General features: G+C 73.2%; 15 protein-coding genes. 6 read left to right on the top strand and 9 right to left on the bottom strand.

Features of this window, described 5'->3' with window-relative positions; translation table 11 throughout:
* Positions 1-120 precede the first annotated feature (120 nt).
* Genes Ade02nite_RS05150 through Ade02nite_RS05135 form a run of 4 tightly spaced genes read right to left on the bottom strand, consistent with a single transcriptional unit; the run spans position 121 to position 3,909 of the window.
* Entirely contained in the window at positions 121-942 is an 822-nt protein-coding gene (locus tag Ade02nite_RS05150; RefSeq protein ID WP_203760341.1) for an alpha/beta fold hydrolase, read from the bottom strand.
* 3 nt (positions 943-945) lie between these two features.
* The gene (locus tag Ade02nite_RS05145) at positions 946-2,469 is read right to left on the bottom strand and encodes a tripartite tricarboxylate transporter permease (RefSeq protein ID WP_203760340.1); all 1,524 of its coding nucleotides are present in this window, start codon (positions 2,467-2,469) and stop codon (positions 946-948) included.
* 1 nt (position 2,470) lies between these two features.
* Positions 2,471-2,938, bottom strand: coding sequence for a tripartite tricarboxylate transporter TctB family protein (locus Ade02nite_RS05140; RefSeq protein WP_203760339.1), 468 nt, complete (start codon positions 2,936-2,938; stop codon positions 2,471-2,473).
* On the bottom strand, positions 2,935-3,909 hold the full coding sequence (locus Ade02nite_RS05135) for a Bug family tripartite tricarboxylate transporter substrate binding protein (protein WP_203760338.1): 975 nt from the start codon (positions 3,907-3,909) through the stop codon (positions 2,935-2,937). The genes Ade02nite_RS05140 and Ade02nite_RS05135 overlap by 4 nt, the downstream gene beginning before the upstream one ends.
* Before the next feature lie 65 nt (positions 3,910-3,974).
* On the opposite strand from Ade02nite_RS05135, the gene tcuA reads away from it, so the two are divergent.
* A complete protein-coding gene (gene tcuA / locus Ade02nite_RS05130) occupies positions 3,975-5,408 on the top strand; it encodes an FAD-dependent tricarballylate dehydrogenase TcuA (RefSeq protein ID WP_203760337.1) in 1,434 nt (477 codons plus the stop codon).
* Positions 5,409-5,417: 9 nt separating this feature from the next.
* Here the strand turns inward: tcuA and Ade02nite_RS05125 are convergent, their stop codons facing one another.
* The 4 genes from Ade02nite_RS05125 to Ade02nite_RS05110 all read right to left on the bottom strand — a co-directional run bounded on the left by Ade02nite_RS05125 (position 5,418) and on the right by Ade02nite_RS05110 (position 11,573).
* Complete coding sequence (locus Ade02nite_RS05125; RefSeq protein WP_203760336.1) at positions 5,418-9,425, bottom strand: CHAT domain-containing protein; 4,008 nt, start codon at positions 9,423-9,425, stop codon at positions 5,418-5,420.
* Between the two features lie 2 nt (positions 9,426-9,427).
* Positions 9,428-10,219 carry an SAM-dependent methyltransferase gene (locus tag Ade02nite_RS05120; RefSeq protein ID WP_203760335.1) on the bottom strand — a complete coding sequence of 264 codons (792 nt, stop codon included), beginning with the start codon at positions 10,217-10,219 and terminating at the stop codon, positions 9,428-9,430.
* A 23-nt stretch (positions 10,220-10,242) separates the two neighbouring features.
* Positions 10,243-11,205, bottom strand: coding sequence for a S1 family peptidase (locus tag Ade02nite_RS05115; protein WP_203760334.1), 963 nt, complete (start codon positions 11,203-11,205; stop codon positions 10,243-10,245).
* Positions 11,206-11,270: 65 nt separating this feature from the next.
* Positions 11,271-11,573 (bottom strand): GNAT family N-acetyltransferase, encoded by a 303-nt coding sequence (locus Ade02nite_RS05110; RefSeq protein WP_203760333.1) that lies wholly within the window; start codon positions 11,571-11,573, stop codon positions 11,271-11,273.
* Positions 11,574-11,672: 99 nt separating this feature from the next.
* Here Ade02nite_RS05110 and Ade02nite_RS05105 point away from each other — a divergent pair, with 99 nt between their 5' ends.
* The gene (locus Ade02nite_RS05105; protein WP_203760332.1) at positions 11,673-12,716 is read left to right on the top strand and encodes a hypothetical protein; all 1,044 of its coding nucleotides are present in this window, start codon (positions 11,673-11,675) and stop codon (positions 12,714-12,716) included.
* 1 nt (position 12,717) lies between these two features.
* Here the strand turns inward: Ade02nite_RS05105 and Ade02nite_RS05100 are convergent, their stop codons facing one another.
* The gene (locus Ade02nite_RS05100; protein ID WP_203760331.1) at positions 12,718-13,041 is read right to left on the bottom strand and encodes a YbaB/EbfC family nucleoid-associated protein; all 324 of its coding nucleotides are present in this window, start codon (positions 13,039-13,041) and stop codon (positions 12,718-12,720) included.
* An 89-nt stretch (positions 13,042-13,130) separates the two neighbouring features.
* Here Ade02nite_RS05100 and Ade02nite_RS05095 point away from each other — a divergent pair, with 89 nt between their 5' ends.
* From Ade02nite_RS05095 to Ade02nite_RS05080, 4 genes are all read left to right on the top strand, one after another.
* Positions 13,131-13,769: a response regulator transcription factor gene (locus tag Ade02nite_RS05095; RefSeq protein WP_203760330.1), complete on the top strand. Its 639-nt coding sequence runs from the start codon at positions 13,131-13,133 to the stop codon at positions 13,767-13,769.
* A gap of 82 nt (positions 13,770-13,851) precedes the next feature.
* A complete protein-coding gene (locus Ade02nite_RS05090) occupies positions 13,852-14,205 on the top strand; it encodes a WXG100 family type VII secretion target (RefSeq protein ID WP_203760329.1) in 354 nt (117 codons plus the stop codon).
* Between the two features lie 13 nt (positions 14,206-14,218).
* Positions 14,219-14,527 (top strand): WXG100 family type VII secretion target, encoded by a 309-nt coding sequence (locus Ade02nite_RS05085; RefSeq protein ID WP_203760328.1) that lies wholly within the window; start codon positions 14,219-14,221, stop codon positions 14,525-14,527.
* Positions 14,505-15,863 (top strand): EsaB/YukD family protein, encoded by a 1,359-nt coding sequence (locus tag Ade02nite_RS05080; RefSeq protein WP_203760327.1) that lies wholly within the window; start codon positions 14,505-14,507, stop codon positions 15,861-15,863. Before Ade02nite_RS05085 ends, Ade02nite_RS05080 begins: the two co-directional genes overlap by 23 nt.
* Positions 15,864-15,873 lie beyond the last annotated feature (10 nt).

Genomic DNA, 15,873 nt, shown 5'->3' with positions numbered 1-15,873 from the left:
AACGAGCCGGTTCCGTGGGCCTGGCCCGGCGCGGGCGGCTGGCAGGGCTGCGGCTGCGGCGGTCCCGGGTGGTTACGGGGAGAGAGTAGGACACCTGCGCTCCGGGCAGAACCGGGTCGGTCAGACGGTGAGGAAGTGGTTGACCTCGTGGGCGAAGTCCTCCGGGTGCTGGAACAGGAAGGCGTGCCCGGCGTCGCTGTAGAGCACGATCTTCGCGTTCGGGAGGCGCTGCGACATGGCGTACGTGGCGTACGCGTCGATCATGACGTCGTGGGCGCCGTTGGCGACCAGGACGGGCAGGGTGAGCTCGGGCTGGCGGTCCCAGAAGCCGGCGAACGTGCCGATGGCCGTGAGCTGGGCGCGGAAGGTCTCGGGCTGCACGGCGGCCTTGCTCTCGCCGAGCCGGTGGTCGAGGCGGCGCAGCGAGGCGAGCCCCGCCTGCCGGGCCCGCTCGGTCTCGGGGAAGAACAGGTAGAGGAAGTCCTCGTCGTGGTTGACCGGATGCGCCAGCGTCTCGTTGACCTTCGCGGGCGGCGGCGGCAGGTTCGGCACTCCCCCGGCCGAGCTGCCGGCCACGATCAGCCGGCGGACGAGTTCCGGCGCCCGCAGCGCCACGCCCTGCGCGACGATGCCGCCCATCGACCAGCCCAGCACGTCGACCTGGGTGAGCCCCAGCGCCCGGATGAACGCGATGGCCCCGTCCGCGAGCCCCTCGATGGTGTCCGGCGGCGTCCCGGTCGAGGCGTTCGTCCCCCGGTTGTCGAAGACGATCACCTCCCGCTGCGCCGCGAGCCGGTCGAGCAGGTCCGGATCCCAGTGGTCCATGGTGCCGCGCAGCCGCATGCAGAGCACCAGCGGCACCCCGCCCGTCTTTCCGAAGCGCCGGTAGGCGAAGCCGTCCACGAAGCGGGTCTCGGTCTGATCAGAGATGTAGGTTGTCACCCCTCAACGGTCGCCCGGCTCCCGGTCCCCGGCATACGTCAGTTGACCAGGTTCGTTCCGGCGGCGGCGCACGACGCCCACCAGCGGCAGCAGCAGGGCGAGGACGGCCACCGTCCACAGGGCGATCGTCCACGGGCTGGAGACGAGCGTGGACCAGTCGCCGTCCGAGAGTGACAGGGCCCGGCGCAGTTGCTGCTCGGCGAGCGGGGCCAGGATCAGGCCGACGATGGCCGGGGCCACCGGCACGTCGGCGCGGCGCATGAGGAGGCCGACCAGGCCCAGGGCGGTCAGCACCAGCAGGTCGGCGACCGTGCCGCCGGTGGCGAAGGTGCCCAGGCAGGCGAAGACCAGGACCGCGGCGTAGATGCCGTACGCGGGGATGGTGAGCAGGCGGGCCCAGGCGCGGACCAGCGGAAGGTTGAGCACGAGCAGCAGGACGTTGCCGATGTAGAGGCTCGCGATCAGGGCCCAGACCAGGTCGCCGGACTCGGTGAACAGCTGCGGTCCGGGCTGCAGACCGTACGACTGGAAGGCCGTGAGGATGACGGCGGCGGTGGCCGAGGTGGGCAGGCCGATGGTGAGCAGGGGGACGAGGACGCCGGCGGCCGCGGCGTTGTTCGCTGCCTCGGGGCCGGCGACGCCCTCGATGGCGCCGTGGCCGAACTCGGACCGGTGCTTGGAGAGGCGCCGTTCGAGGCTGTAGCTGAGGAACGTGGGCACCTCGGCGCCGCCGGCGGGGAGGCTGCCGATGGGGAAGCCGAGTGCGGTGCCGCGCAGCCACGCGGGCCACGAGCGGCGGAAGTCGGCGCGGGAGAGCACGGCGGCGCCTCGCACGGGCTCGACGCGGGCGGCGCCCGTGCCGGCGACCAGGTGGGCGAAGGTCTCGCCGAGCGCGAAGAGGGCCACCACGACGATCACCACGTCGATGCCGTCGAGCAGCGACGGGACGCCGAAGGCCAGGCGCGGCTGGCCGGTCAGGGTGTCGATGCCGACCAGGCCGATGCCGGCGCCGATCACCAGGCTGGCCGCGCCCTTGCGCAGGGACGGGCCGAGCAGGGCGCTGACCGTGACGAAGGCGACGGCCATCAGGGCCACGTATTCCGGCGGGCCGAAGCCGACGGCGATGTCCGCGACGACCGGGGCGGCCACCGAGAGCAGGATCGTGCCGACGGTGCCGGCCACGAAGCTGCCGAGGGCCGCCGTCGCGAGCGCCGCCGAGGCCCGGCCGGCGCGGGCCATCTTGTTGCCCTCCAGGGCGGTCGCCACCGACGCGCTCTCGCCGGGCGTGTTCAGCAGGATCGAGGTGGTGGAGCCGCCGTACATGCCGCCGTAGTAGATGCCGGCGAACATGATCAGCGCGGCCGCCGGGTCGAGGCGGAACGTGACGGGCAGCAGCAGCGCCACCGTCAGCGCGGGGCCGATGCCGGGCAGCACGCCGACCGCGGTGCCGATCGTGACGCCGACCAGCGCCCACAGCAGGTTGCCGGGGGTGAGCGCGTCGGCGAAGCCGGTGATCAGGTCGCCCACGTCAGAACCCCCACGGCCCGGTCGGCAGCGACAGCCCGATCAGCCGGTCGAAGACCAGGAACACGAGCGCCGCGAGCGTCCACCCGTACGCCACGACCCGCCACGGACGCGGCGCGCCCAGCAGCAGCGCCGCCACCGTGAACAGGGCCGCCGAGCTCACCACGTACCCCAGCAGCGGTAAGAGGAAGGCGAACGCGACCAGGGCGATGACCATGGCCGTCAGGCGCCACAGGCGTCGCAGGTCTTTCCAGGCATGTGTACGCAACGCCGCGCGCGCCGAAAGCACGAGCGAGGCCCCCAGGAGCCCGAGCAGGACACCGACCACCGTGGGTGCGGCGGCCGGCCCGACCGGATCATCGGAACCCCGGAGCCCGGCCGCGTCCACCAGCATCACGACCCCGAAGACGATCATCACGATGCCGAGCAGCCCCGACGCGGCGTCCGGCTGCCGAACCCGCTCGTCCGTCATGCCAGCCCCATCTTCTTCAGGACGTCCGTCACGGTCCGCCGCTCCTGGTCGATGAACTGCTCGAACTCCGGGCCCGCCAGGGTCGCGTCGCCCCAGCCGCGCCGCTGCAACGTCTCGCGCCACTGCGCGCCGCGCGTCATCTCGAGCAGCAGCTCCTCCAGCGCCCGTTCGTCGTCCGCACCGATGCCGGGCGGCGCGACCACCCCGCGCCAGTTGGCCAGCTCCACGTCGACGCCCTGCTCCTTCAGGGTCGGCACGTCGGGCAGCGCCGGCAGCCGCGTGGCGCTGGACACGGCGAGCGGCCGTACGGTGCCCGCCTCGATCTGCGCGGCGAGCTCGGAGACCCCCGAGACCCCGGCCGTGGCCCGCCCGGAGAGCAGCGTCGCGAGCGCCTCCCCGCCCCCGGAGTGCGCCACGTAGTTGACCTGGCCGGGGTCCGCGCCGACCGCGTCCGCCACCAGCCCGGCGAGGATCTGCTCGACCCCGCCGGCCGAGCCGCCCGCGAACGACACCGCCCCGAGGTCCTGCCTCATCCGGGCCACCAGCTCGGGCATGGTCCGCACCGGCGACGAGGCGGGCACCACGATCACCTCGTAGTCGGTGGTCAGCCGGACCAGCGGCCGGGTGCGGTCGAGCCCGATCGGCGCGTCGTTGCTCTCGATCGCGCCCAGCATGATCAGGCCCATCACCATGAGCTGGGTCGGGTCGCCGTCGTTGCGCACGAACTGGCTCAGCCCGATCGTGCCGCCCGCGCCGGTCACGTTGTAGACCTCGCTGCGCCCGGCCAGGTCGCGCAGCGCCGCCTGCATCTCGCGGGCCGTCTGATCCCAGCCGCCACCGGGCGCGGCGGGAGCCATCAGCCGCAGCTGCCGCCCGTCGAGGAAGCCCTCGTCGTCCTCCGCCCAGGCCGCGCTGACGACCAGCAGGACGGTCGCCAAGGCCGCCGCGATCCACGGACCCCATCGCCGCATCGGTCTCACCACACCCCTGTGACGTACCGTTACATCGATGCTCCTAGTTTGATCCAGGAGGCGGTGTGGCGCACGTCGTGGTGGTCGGTGGCGGCAATGCCGGATTCAGCGCGGCCCAGGCGGCGGCCGCGCGGGGACGCGAGGTGGTCGTGCTCGAACGGGGCCTTCCCGGCGAGGCGGGCGGCAACAGCTACTACACGGCGGGCGCGTTCCGGATCGCGCACGGCGGGCTCCCCGACCTCGCCCGGATCCTGGACCCCGATCCCCGGCACGCGTCGACGGTGCTCACCCCGTACGGCCAGGACTTGTTCGTGGAGGATCTGCGCAAGGTCACCGAGGGGCGCACCGATCCCACGCTCGCCCGCGTGCTGTCCGACGAGAGCGGCGACGCCCTGCGGTGGCTGCACGGGCTGGGGCTGCGGTTCCGATTGATGTACGAGCGGCAGGCGTACGAGGACGGCGCGGGGCGGCACGTGTTCTGGGGCGGGCTGGCGGTCGGCAGCACGGGCGGCGGCAAGGGCCTGATGGAGCAGCACACCCGGGCGGCGGAGGCGGCGGGGATCGAGGTGCGCTACGGGCATCGCTGCACCTCGTTGCTGACCGAAGGCGGCCGGGTGACGGGGGTGCGCTGGGAGGGCGGCGCCGTCGAGGCCGAGTCGGTGATCCTGGCGGCGGGCGGCTTCGAGGCCGACCCGGTGTGGCGGCGCGACCATCTCGGCGACGGGTGGGAGCGCGCCCTCGTGCGGGGCACGCCGCTGAACACCGGCGACATGCTGCGGGCGGCCCTGGAGATCGGAGCGGCCCGCGGCGGCGACTGGGGCTCGTGCCACTCGGTCGCCTGGGACGCGGGCGCGGCGCCGAGCGGCGACCGCGAGCTGACCAACCGCCTGACCCGGCAGAGCTACCCGCTCGGCATCGTGGTCAACGCGGCCGGGGAGCGCTTCCTCGACGAGGGCGCCGACTTCCGCAACTACACGTACGCCCGCTACGGCGGCGAGATCCTGCGCCAGCCGGGCGGCATCGCGTACCAGATCTTCGACGCCTCCTCGCGCCCGATGCTGCGAGCCGAGGAGTACGACGCGCCCGGCACCACCGTCGTCACGGCCCCCACGATCGCCTCGCTGGCCACCATGCTCAAGGCGGGCAAACTGCCGTCGACGGTCGAGGTCTTCAACGCCGCGATCGACGAGAGCGTCCCCTTCGACCCGTCCGTGAAGGACGGACGGGCCTCGCGCACCACGCCCCCGAAGAGCAACTGGGCGCTGCCGCTGCGGACGCCGCCGTTCTACGCCTTTCCCGTCACCTGCGGCATCACGTTCACCTTCGGCGGCCTGCGCGCCGACCCCCACGGCCGGGTCCTGCGCCCGGACAACTCACCCATCCCGGGCCTGTACGTCTGCGGCGAGATGCTGGGCGGCCTCTTCAGCGGCAACTACCCGGGCGGGAGCGGCCTGACCGCCGGAACGGTCTTCGGCCGCCGCGCCGGCAGCCTGGCATAGGCCGAGCCGTCATTGATCCGCAGTGTCCAGGCCGGCGAGCTGCGCCCTGATCGCGGCGAGGTCGTGCTGCCATAGCCTGTTGTTCGGATCGGCGCCCGCGAGCCGCTGCCGGATCTGCTCAGCCGCCTGGAAGTGCCGCCGAGCGGCAGGCAGATCGCCCGCCACACGCGCGAGGATGCCGACTCGCTCGCGAACAATGGACAGGTCACGCTGCCAGTTGCTGTTGGCCGGGTCGGCCGCCACCAAGCGCATCGCCATCTCCAGGGACGCCTGAAAGTGCGAGCGAGCAGCAGCCAGGTCACCGAGCGCGTACGCGACCTCCCCGAGCTTGCCGCGGCTGAGCAGCAGGTCACGCTGCCGGCCGCTGTCGCCAGGGTCAGCGTCCGCCAGCCGCCGGGAGAGGTCGAAACACGCCTCGAAGTGTTCGCGGGCAGCGGCGAAATCGCCGTCGGCCATCGCGACGATCCCCAGCCGGTTGCGGCTGGCCGACAGATCACGCTGGTACATGTCTTTATCGGGATCAGCGGCCGCGAGCCGCTGCCGGATCTCCAAGCAAGCCTGAAAGTGCTCGCGAGCCGTGGCCAGATCGCCGATCTCGACCGCGACGTCGCCAAGCTTGTTACGGCTGATCGAGATGTAGCGCTGCCATTCGGTGTTGTCCGGATCGGCCGCCGCCAGCCGCTGCGAAACCTCCAGGCCCGCTTGGAAATGATCACGAGCGGCATCCATGTCGCCGATCGCCATCGCGATGTCTCCCAGTCGTGCGCGAACGACGGTGGGACGGTTCTGCCACCACGTGACGTCGCTGCCGTCATCGGGCGGGCCGAGGTCGAGTGCTTCGTGGTAGTGGAGAAGGGCGGCGTTCACGTCTCCGGTGACGACGGCAAGGTCGCCGAGGTCCACAAGCACCACCGACATGTCGGCGGCCGTCCGTGGATCCTCCGGATCGCTCGTTCGCCGGTCTTCGACGGATCGGCGAATCTCCACCAGAAGGGCGTGGGCGCCGGCCAGGTCACCGGCGCTGCGGACGGCCTCGTACTCCAGTTTGGCGATCGAGGACCACGCACGCTCGGTTCGGGGAATCAAAGGGCGGATCTCGGCGAGGTAGGCGGCGGCGGCAAGCACCCCGGGCAACGCGGCGACGACCTGTTGAGCGAAGTCCGCGATCAGCGCGCACCGGTCGATGGCAACCAGGTGCCGGACCCCGTCGACGGCGTCCTCGTAACTCCACGGGCCCCGGCCCGTGCGCCTGATCATTTGCAGCGCCCGCGCGTGGCGGGCGGCACGGTCGGGGTCCGGGCGGCGCTCGAGCAATTCCGCCGTCCACGGATGGGCCACGATGCCCGGGCCCGGCGTCAGCAGGGTGAGATCGGACAGCCGTTCCACGCCGGCCGCCAAGCGCTCGATGTGCGGCTCCCGCAAGGCGTACGCGAGATCCTCCAGCGTCATCGGGGCGCGCGAGACCGCGATCTGCAGCAGCAGCTCGCGCTCGTAGTCGGTGAGCAGGCCGACCAGCTCGTCCAGGAGGATGTCGGCGCCGCCGAGCAGCAGCGCGTCCTCGACCGCCGCGCCGGGTGGGCGGGGCCTTCCCAGGTCGATGCCCTCGCGTTCGGCCAGGGCCTTGAGCTTGGCCTGCACCTCGCGGAAGCGGGCCCGTTTGCCGCGCAGGAGGGCGTCCACGTATTCGATCAGGCGAGGATGGCCGCCGATGGTGCGGATCACCAGGCGCAGGTCGTCGCCGGTCAGGCCGCGCAGGGCCGGCAGCCGCAGCAGAAGGCGGCGCAGCTCGGCGCGGGAGAGCGGGCCGACGGGCACCTCCACCAGCGCACGATCCTCGCCGGGCAGGGAGTAGCGGCTGGTCACCAGGATCAGGCCGGTGTCCGCCCTCGCGCACCAGGTGGTGAAGAGCTCGTCGAAGGCGGGGTCGAGAAAGTCGCCACCGCCGGGTGACAGGTTGCGCTCGAAGTCGTCGAACACCAGCACCACCGGCGCCGACTCGAGGATGTTGCCGACGAGGTCGACCTTCGCGGTGTCGGGCACCTCGGCGGAGGCCAGCCGGTCGGCGTCGGGGCCGTCCAGGGCGGCGGCGAGGCCGGCGAACAGGGCCGTCGGGTTCCACCGGCCCTCGTGGATCACCGGCCGCACGCCGTCGTCGCGCAGCCGGGTGACCAGGCGGCCGGCCAGCGCGGTCTTGCCGATCCCGCCGACGCCGACCAGCTGGACGCCGCTGATGAAGCCGTGCTCGTCGGTGGCCTTCGCGGTGCGCCGCAGGGCCGCGGTGGCCTCCCGCAGCTGGGCACGCCGGCCGATGAGCTGGCCGAGGGCAAGCTCCCGCACCGACGTTCCCGACGGTACGGTCTGCGCGGTCAGCTCGACCGGCGACAGGCCGGTGTCGATGAGCGGCGTGTCCCGGTCCGCGCACAGCAGCGTGGCCACCGCGTACTCCGGCGGCAGCACGCGCCCGTCGGACCGCCGGGCCCGCTCGACCTCCCGTCTGGCCCTGGCCAGGGCGCCCGCCACATCACTCGCGGCGCAGGCGATGAGCTCCCGATAGAACGCGGCGAGAAGCCGCGTGGCGTACTCGTCGGTGACCGGCGCCTGCATGGCTACGACACGGTCGGCACCGGCCGCGATCAGCTCGGCGGCCATCGCCTCCCCGCCGGCCGCGCCGGCGCAGGACGAGAGCACGATCAGGGGTACGGGAGCACGGGTGTCCTTGACCGCGTCCATCAGCTCGCGATAGCTGACCGGCTTCGGATCGCCGTCCTCGTCCTCCAGTTCCACCACGTCGGGTGAGCCGTGTGCGGAGAGGTGCAGCACGTGGAAGTCCGATTCGCCCAGCGCCGCCTTGATCTGCGGAAGCGACGCCACCTCGAGGATCCGGACCTGGCCGCCCACACCGGTCGCCGGGTCGGCCATCGCGTCGAGCAGTGCCTGCATCTCGGCCTCGACGTCCAGTGGCGTGTTCGCCGTGCGGGTCTCCTCCGGCGCGGCCACCGCGGCCAGGATCCGCAACGGGCCCGCGGAGGCCGGCATCCGGCGCGCAGGCTGCGCGGCCCTCGCCTGGCGGCGCACGCTCACCCCGCCGACCAGCGCCAGCGGTCCCAGCCGCCGCCCGGAGGACGTGGTCAGCTCGATCAGCTCCACCGGCAGCCCCGCCGCGGCCCCCTCCGCCCGCCACACCGCCTGCACCTCGTCGCCCGGCCGCAGGCCCGCCACCACGTCCGCGACCACGCGCCGCCCGGCCTCGTCGAACACGGCCTCCGCCAAGGCCAGCCCGGCCGCGGTGAGCCTGTCCCGCGCCACCGCCGGGGGCCCGGACAGCGCCTGCCACACCCCCGTCAGTTCGGGCGGAAGATCGGCCTCGCGCCGGCACACCGGCGCCCCGGCCAGGAACACCTCGCTGGTCAGGCGAGGGCCGTCCACCACGACGTCGATCGTCAGCTCGGTCGCCAGCGCCGGCCTCGGCGGCACGGCGACGGGCGGCGCGGTGCGCGACGAGAGCCGCCTGATCTCGCCGAGCGGCGGTTCGACGTCCAGCGGCTGGGCGGTCAGGACGCGGTAGAGCGACTCCACCCCCGCCTCGGTGATCTCCCGGAGGCGATAGTGCGTCGCGCTCGCCGGCAACAGCCAGTCCGGCAGTCCCGAGACGTCGTCCCCGGGAAGGATCACCGGCAGGATCTCGCGCAGTCCCGCCTCCTGGTCGGCGTAGAACCGTTCCTGAAGCTGGCGCGCCTCCCACCGCACGCCCCGGCCCGCCGACACGTCGCCGCGGTTCTCGGCGCGCTCCCGATACGTGGGTGAGGCGATCACCAGAACGAAGTCGGCCTCGCGGACCTGCTCGTTCATCCACTCGGTCCACTGTTGCCGCTGGGCCGTCGCGGTCACGTCGAGCTTCGCGTCCACGCCCATCGAGCGCAGCAGCATCCAGAGGCGGCGCACCGACTCGGCGTGGTCGTCGCTCTGGTGCGCGTACGACAGGAACGCCCGGACCGCCACCGCGACCTCCCTCCCCATGCTCAGGGCTTGCGGCCCACCCCGCCGTAGAGGGCCACCTGGGCGTCGGTGAACTCGGGCTCGGACTCGGGGCGCCAGCTCAGGATCGGGACCACGCCGGGGTCGACGAGGTCGAGGCCGTCGAAGAAGCGGGTCACCTCGTCGCGGGAGCGGATGCGGGTGGGGATGCCCTGGTCGCGCATGACGGCGGCGAAGCGGGCCCACGAGCCGGGGTCGTAGTCGCCGGTGATGTGCGAGACCACCAGGTAGCTGCCGCTCGGGAGGCGGTCCATGAGCCGGGTGACGATGCCGTACGGGTCCTCATGGTCCTCGATGAAGTGCAGGATCGCGAAGAGCAGCAGAGCCACCGGGCGGTCCAGGTCGAGCGTGTCGCGGACCTCGGTGGCGTCGAGGATGTGCTCGGCCTCCTGGAGGCGGGCGCCCACATAGGCCGTACGGCCCGGCGGTTCGCTCGTCAGCAGGGCGCGCGCGTGGGTGAGCACTATCGGGTCGTTGTCGACGTAGACGATCCGGGCGGACGGGTCGGCCGCCTGGGCCACCTCGTGCACGTTCGGGCTGGTGGGCAGGCCGGTGCCGATGTCGAGGAACTGGTCGATGCCGGCCTCGGCGGCGAGGAAGCGCACGGTGCGCCGCAGGAACGCCCTGTTCTCGCGGGGCGCGGTGGCCGCGTTCGGGTTGGCCTCGAGGCCCTTGGCCGCGGCGGCGCGGTCGGCGGCGAAGTTGTCCTTGCCGCCGAGCAGGTAGTCGTACACCCGGGCGGGGTGGGGGCGTCCCGTGTCCAAGGGTTCCGTCACCGCGACAGGATATCGGGGCTTGCCTACCTGCGGTGTACTCCGCGGCGGGGCTTGCGCAGCCACAGGGCCGCGGCGCCGGCCAGCATCACGGCCGGGAGCGCGGCGATCCAGAGGTACGGCGGCAGGCCGCCCCCGGACGACGCCGGGGCGCCGGCCTGCGGGGCTGTGCTCGCGGGCGGCTTGGGCGGCGGCGGTGTCGTGGGCTTCGCGCTGGGCTGGAGGTCGGCCTTGATGACCGAGAGGATCCACGGCGCGACCGCGTCGACCCGGGTGGCCGTGTCGGCGCCGGTGTGCGGGCAGGTCGGCCCGCGGCTGACCACCGCCACGACCGTGGCCTGCCCGGTGGGGCCGCCGGTGAAGTAGGGGCCGCCGGAGTCGTGCGGGCACGCGCTCGTGCTGGCGGCCGGCGCGACCCCGGCGACGCCCAGCTCCACCTTGTCGATGGTGGTGACCCGGAACTGGCCGGTCTGCAGGCGCGGCGTGGTCTGCTCGGCGTCGCCGTCGGTCAGGCCGAAGCCGACGAGGCGCAGCCGCTGGCCGCTGCCCGGCTTGACGCGGTTGAGCTTGAGCGGGGTGATGCCGGTGACCGCACGGTCGAGGCGGGCCAGGGCCACGTCGGCGCTGCCGTGCTGGCGCACCTGGATGACGTTGGCGTTGATGCCCGCCTTGCTCTTCAGGTCGGCGCGGCCGACGGTGGCGATCGTGCGCTGGGCGACGGGGCGGGAGACCCGCCTGCCGCCCGCGTCCTTGAAGCAGTGGCCGGCGGTGAGCACCCAGTGCGGCGAGATCAGGCCGCCGGAGCAGGAGCTGTCCCTGCGGCCGCCGTTCGCGGTGGGGATGCCCAGGTCGGTCAGCTTCACCGCGAACTGGTACTGCCCGTTCGCGACGTCCTCACCGTCGGCGATCGCGTGTGCCGGCGCGGCGGCGGCCGCGGCGCCGATCACCGCCGCCGTGAGCGCCACGACGACCCTCGATAGCGTCTTCATCGGCGTCGAGCCTACGAACGCTTCGCCAATCACGGACCGGCATCACCCGATCACGTGAGCGCGGGTCACTTGAGCCGGCGGCCCTGCTTGGCGAGGATCGCGTCGTAGTCGTGGTGGCTCTCCAGCCAGCCGCTGATGAACGGGCAGATCGGCACGACGGTGCGCCCCTTGGCCTTGGCGTCGTCCATCACCGCGCGGGCGAGCTGCGAGCCGAGGCCGTGGCCCTCGTACTTCGGGGCGACCTCGGTGTGCGTGTAGGCGATGATGCTGCCGCTGAGCTGGTAGGTGACGAGCCCGGCGACCTCGCCCTGCTCGTCGCGCGCCTCGAATCGCTCCTTCTCGGGCACGTCGCTGATCTCGAACGTCATGCCTCATGAAAGCACGGCGTCCCTGAACAGGTACGTGGCGGGACGCCGCCCGAGTCCGTAGACAGGTGGATCGGCACCCTCGGGAAGGAAACGGCAGTGATGTCCGAGCAGCACGATTCCGGTCAGCGGCGCAGCGCGCACGGCGGCTTCGTCGGTGCGTTCGTGCGCACCGTCCGCAGCGGCCCCCAGCGGTCGCCGGTGGGGCAGGTGGCCGCGTCCGCCCTGATCATCGTGGTGCTCGCCGGCATCGTCGTGGGCGCCGGCATTCTGCTGCGCCCCAAGACGCCCGCGGAGAAGCCGGTCGCCGCCACCGCATCGGCGCCTTCCAAGGTCAACCCCAGTTCTTCCCGTACGCCCGTACGGGCGCCCCAGGCGCAGTCCGGCGCGCAGGGAGCACCGGGCCCCCAGGGCGCGCCCGGCGCTCCGGGAGCCGACGCACCTGTGGCCAATCAGGTGGCCGCGGCCCCGGCGGCCGCCGCGGCGCACCCGGCCTCCACGGCCGGCACGACCGCCGCCGCCAAGCCGGCCCCGGCCCCGGCCACCACCGCCACCACCGGCGCCACCGCTGCCGCCGCCGCCCGCGCCGCCACCCAGGGCGCCGTCAAGAAGGTCACCTACAGCGGCGTCGCCGGCCGCGGCTGTTCGAGCGCCGGCAGCGTCTACACCGAGCACGGCTGGTACACCTCGGGCAACGCCGGCTGGTGGACCCTGGCGAACGGCAGCTACACCGGCAACGGCTGCAACGGCCAGTTCACCGACATGCCGATGTCCGGCAGCGCGTCCAGCGACGACAGCGACCAGGCGATCGTCTGGGGCTTCAGCGTGGGCAGCGCCGCGCAGTCGTGCACGCTCTCGCTCTACGTGCCGACCAGCGCCAGCGCCCGCGACGTGGCCGCCACCGCCGCGCACTTCGCGGTCGTGCACGGCAACACGATCTACAACACGACGTACGTGAACCCGTCCGGCGACCACTACGTCAACCAGCGCGACCACCACTCGAGCTGGGTGGGCCTGGGCACGTACCCGGTGCACAACGGCATGATCGGCGTGAAGCTGACGAACCGCGGCAACCCGTCCGGCTACCCCGTCACCTACCCGCACCTCGCGGGCGGCGCGGTGCGGGTCAGCTGCGTGGCCGAATAGCTCAGAGACCGTCCATCATCCGCTGGACGGCGCCGTTCATCGCGTCGGTGCGGGCGGTGAGCAGCGCGGCCGTACGGTCCTCGCAGTCGCGCACGGCGGCGAGGACCTGCTCGGCCAGCCGGGCCGCGCCCTGCTCCAGGGCCCGCGGCTCGATGGTCAGCCCGGCGAGCCGCCCCGAGCGCATCGTGGCGCGCACCGTGCCGTCCGGGGAGCCGCCGTGCACCTCCGTCGTCTCGTACTCGGCGTGCGCCTCGCGCATCCCCTGCGTGAGGCCGGCGAGCTGCTCGGTGAGGCGGGTGAAGTCGGGCATCGCGGGACCGGTCATCAGTCCGTTGTATCCGCGGTGCCGGACGGATCACAGCTCCCGGTTCGGGGACGTCCGAACCCTCCCGCGCCGCGCCCGTTGTCCCCTACGTGAAGAGCTCCATACGTACGCTGGCCGTCGTCTCCGGCAACGCCATCATCCGCGGCGGCCTGTCCCGGGTCCTGGCCGGCGCCCCCGGCGTCGTCGTCAAGCACGAGGTGGACAGCATCACCTCCGGCCGGCTGCGGGCCGACCCGGCCGACCTGCTCGTCGCCGACCTGCACGAGCAGCGCGGCTCCCGGATGGGCCCGCGATTCTGGACCCTGCTGCCCCCGGAGAGCCGGGTGATCGCCCTGGTCCGCGCCGAGGACCCGCCCGGCCTGCTCGCGGCGCTGCAGGGCGGGGTGCGGGCGCTGCTCACCCGGGACACGCCGGCGGGCGAGCTGCTGGTGGCGCTCCAGACCGTACGGCACGGGGGTGTGCACGTCTGTGACCAGCTGGTCGGGCCGCTGCTCGCCCAGACCTCGTCGGAGCGCGCCGCCCGCGAACCGCATCTGGCCAACCGCGAGATCGAGACGCTGCGCTGGGTGGCGGAGGGTCTCACGCACGAGCAGATCAGCCGCCGCATGGGCCTCACCGAGGCGACCGTCAGCACGTACGTCAAGCGGATCCGCACCAAGCTCAACGCGGGCAACAAGGCCGAGCTGACCCGGCGGGCCATCGAGCTGGGGTACGTGACCGCGCACTGAGCGGGGACGCCGGTTCGGGAACTCGTCCCGACGCCCCGGTCCCCTGTTGGCTCGAAGTCCCGTCCGGAAATGGGAGACACACATGACGATGCCGGGCTTCCGGCTCACCCCGGAACTGATCAAGAAGGCGTCGACGGACAGCTACGCCACCGCCGACCAGGTGTGGCAGCAGCTCGCCGTGCTGCGCAACTACGTGCTGGAGCTGGAGCAGACCTGGCACGGCGTCGCCCAGGACACCTTCCAGCAGCTGATGAACGACTGGGACGTCTACGCCCGGATGATGAACGACGCGCTGCGTGACATCGGCCAGGGCCTCGACGGCAACTACGTCAACTACATCGACACCGAGCAGGAGAACATCCGCAACCTGCAGCCGGTCTCCGGGCACCCCATGCCGGGCCGGCCCGGGTTCGACCTTCCCCCGTCCCGCTTCTAAAGGAGGAGCCGTCATGTCCATCGACGCCCGTGAACTGCGCGTGCCCGTGGAGCTGGAGGACGCCGGCACCCGCCTGAACGCGATGGCGCAGCAGATCGAGGACGAGCTGATCCGCCTGCGCAACGAGCTCCAGCCCATCCTGGACAGCTGGCAGGGCGAGACCCGCGAATACTACGAGGGCCTGCAGAACGAGTGGAACATCGCCGCGGAGGGCCTGCTCGGCCCCGAGGGGGTGCTCGGCCAGATCGCCCAGGCCATGCGCATCACCTGGCAGAACTACACCGACTGCGAGTGGGCGAATGTCCAGACCTGGAAGCACTGAGCTGCCGGCCCGCACGCTGGTGACCGTGGTCGGCGCGGACCGCCGCGCCGACCTCGCGGTGCCCTCGGACGCGCCGATCGCCGAGTACGGCGACCGGCTGGCCGAGCTCCTCGGCGCCTCGGGGGACGACGAGCTGCCTCCGGTGTGGACGGTGGCGCCGGCCGGCGGCGCCCCGCTGCCCGTGGAGAAGTCGCTGGCCGCGGCCGGCATCCCCGACGGCACGGTGCTCTACCTGCGCGACGCGCTCGCCGGCGAGGGCGACGAGCCGGTGGTGCGCGGGGTCTGGGAGGTCGTCGAGGAGGTCGGCAGCGCCGGGCGGGGCCCGCGCTGGGACTCGCGCGCGCGGGCCCGGGCGGCGGTGCTGCTCGGCGCGGCCTGGCTGCTCGTCACGCTCTCCCTCCTCGGCTTCACCGACCACGGCCGGTCGGCGGCGGGTGCCGCGCTCGCCGTCGCCGGCATCGGCTTCGCGGTGACGGCCCGGCTGCTGGGCGGCCATCCCCGGGTGTTGCCGGGCCCGCTGCGCGCGGCCCTCGGCTGCGCCGTCGTGCCGGCCATGACGGTGGTCGCGCTGATCACGCTCGGCCCCACCCTGCTGTACGCGGAGATCGGCGCCGTGGTGGGGCTGCTGATCGCCCTGTCCGCGGTGCCCGGCGTGTTACTGGCGGCGGTGACCCTGGTGGTGGCGATCGCCGGGGTGATGACGACCGCCGTGCTCGCGCTCGGCGCCTCGGCCACGGCGGCCGCCGCGACGGCGGTCACGGCGGGCGTGCTGTTCCTCGGCATCGCGCCGCGCACCGCCGGCATGCTGACCGCGGCGACCTGGCTGCGCATGTCGTCGCCGTCGCTGGAGCCGTCGGCCGACCCCGCCGAGCTCGCCGGCCGCGTGACGCGCGCCCAGCACACCCTGGTGCTGCTGATGGCGATCGCCTCGGCCATCGTGGCGGTGGGCCTGGTCGTGGTCACCCGTGACCCGGCGCCGTTCCCGCTGGCGCTGGCGGGGGTGGCCGTCGTCGCGCTGCTGGTGCGGGCCGGCACCTTCGCGTTCACCACCGAGGCGATCGGCCCGGTGGTGGCCGCGCTCACCGGCGCGGCCGGGCTGGTCGCGGCGCTCGGCCACTGGACGGCCACGGCGCCGCTGCGGCTGCCGCTCGCGGCGCTGGCCGGGGTGGCCGCCATCGGCGTCGCCGTGCCGTCGCTGCTGTGGCGCTCCGCCGAGGGCCCGGCCCCGTCGCGGCTGCGGCCGCTGCTGACGCTCTGCCAGCTCGCGCTGCCGCCGCTCCTGCTCGGCGTCTACGGCGTCTATGGCCTGCTGTGGGGCCTGGGCCGCGACTTCTGAGGGCCGATCT

Source organism: Paractinoplanes deccanensis, from assembly GCF_016862115.1.
GTDB lineage: Bacteria > Actinomycetota > Actinomycetes > Mycobacteriales > Micromonosporaceae > Actinoplanes > Actinoplanes deccanensis.
Note: the sequence above shows the minus strand (reverse complement) of the source record. Positions and strands in the feature narration are given on the sequence as shown.

What these genes read in the sequence shown, in the direction of transcription:
- Ade02nite_RS05140 (WP_203760339.1), bottom strand. Translation starts at nt 2,938, where the DNA reads ATGACGGACGAGCGGGTTCGGCAGCCGGACGCCGCGTCGGGGCTGCTC.
- Ade02nite_RS05115 (WP_203760334.1), bottom strand. Translation starts at nt 11,205, where the DNA reads ATGAAGACGCTATCGAGGGTCGTCGTGGCGCTCACGGCGGCGGTGATC.
- Ade02nite_RS05125 (WP_203760336.1), bottom strand. Translation starts at nt 9,425, where the DNA reads ATGGGGAGGGAGGTCGCGGTGGCGGTCCGGGCGTTCCTGTCGTACGCG.
- Ade02nite_RS05080 (WP_203760327.1), top strand. Translation starts at nt 14,505, where the DNA reads ATGTCCAGACCTGGAAGCACTGAGCTGCCGGCCCGCACGCTGGTGACC.
- Ade02nite_RS05100 (WP_203760331.1), bottom strand. Translation starts at nt 13,041, where the DNA reads ATGACCGGTCCCGCGATGCCCGACTTCACCCGCCTCACCGAGCAGCTC.
- Ade02nite_RS05110 (WP_203760333.1), bottom strand. Translation starts at nt 11,573, where the DNA reads ATGACGTTCGAGATCAGCGACGTGCCCGAGAAGGAGCGATTCGAGGCG.
- Ade02nite_RS05085 (WP_203760328.1), top strand. Translation starts at nt 14,219, where the DNA reads ATGTCCATCGACGCCCGTGAACTGCGCGTGCCCGTGGAGCTGGAGGAC.
- Ade02nite_RS05135 (WP_203760338.1), bottom strand. Translation starts at nt 3,909, where the DNA reads ATGCGGCGATGGGGTCCGTGGATCGCGGCGGCCTTGGCGACCGTCCTG.
- Ade02nite_RS05105 (WP_203760332.1), top strand. Translation starts at nt 11,673, where the DNA reads ATGTCCGAGCAGCACGATTCCGGTCAGCGGCGCAGCGCGCACGGCGGC.
- Ade02nite_RS05090 (WP_203760329.1), top strand. Translation starts at nt 13,852, where the DNA reads ATGACGATGCCGGGCTTCCGGCTCACCCCGGAACTGATCAAGAAGGCG.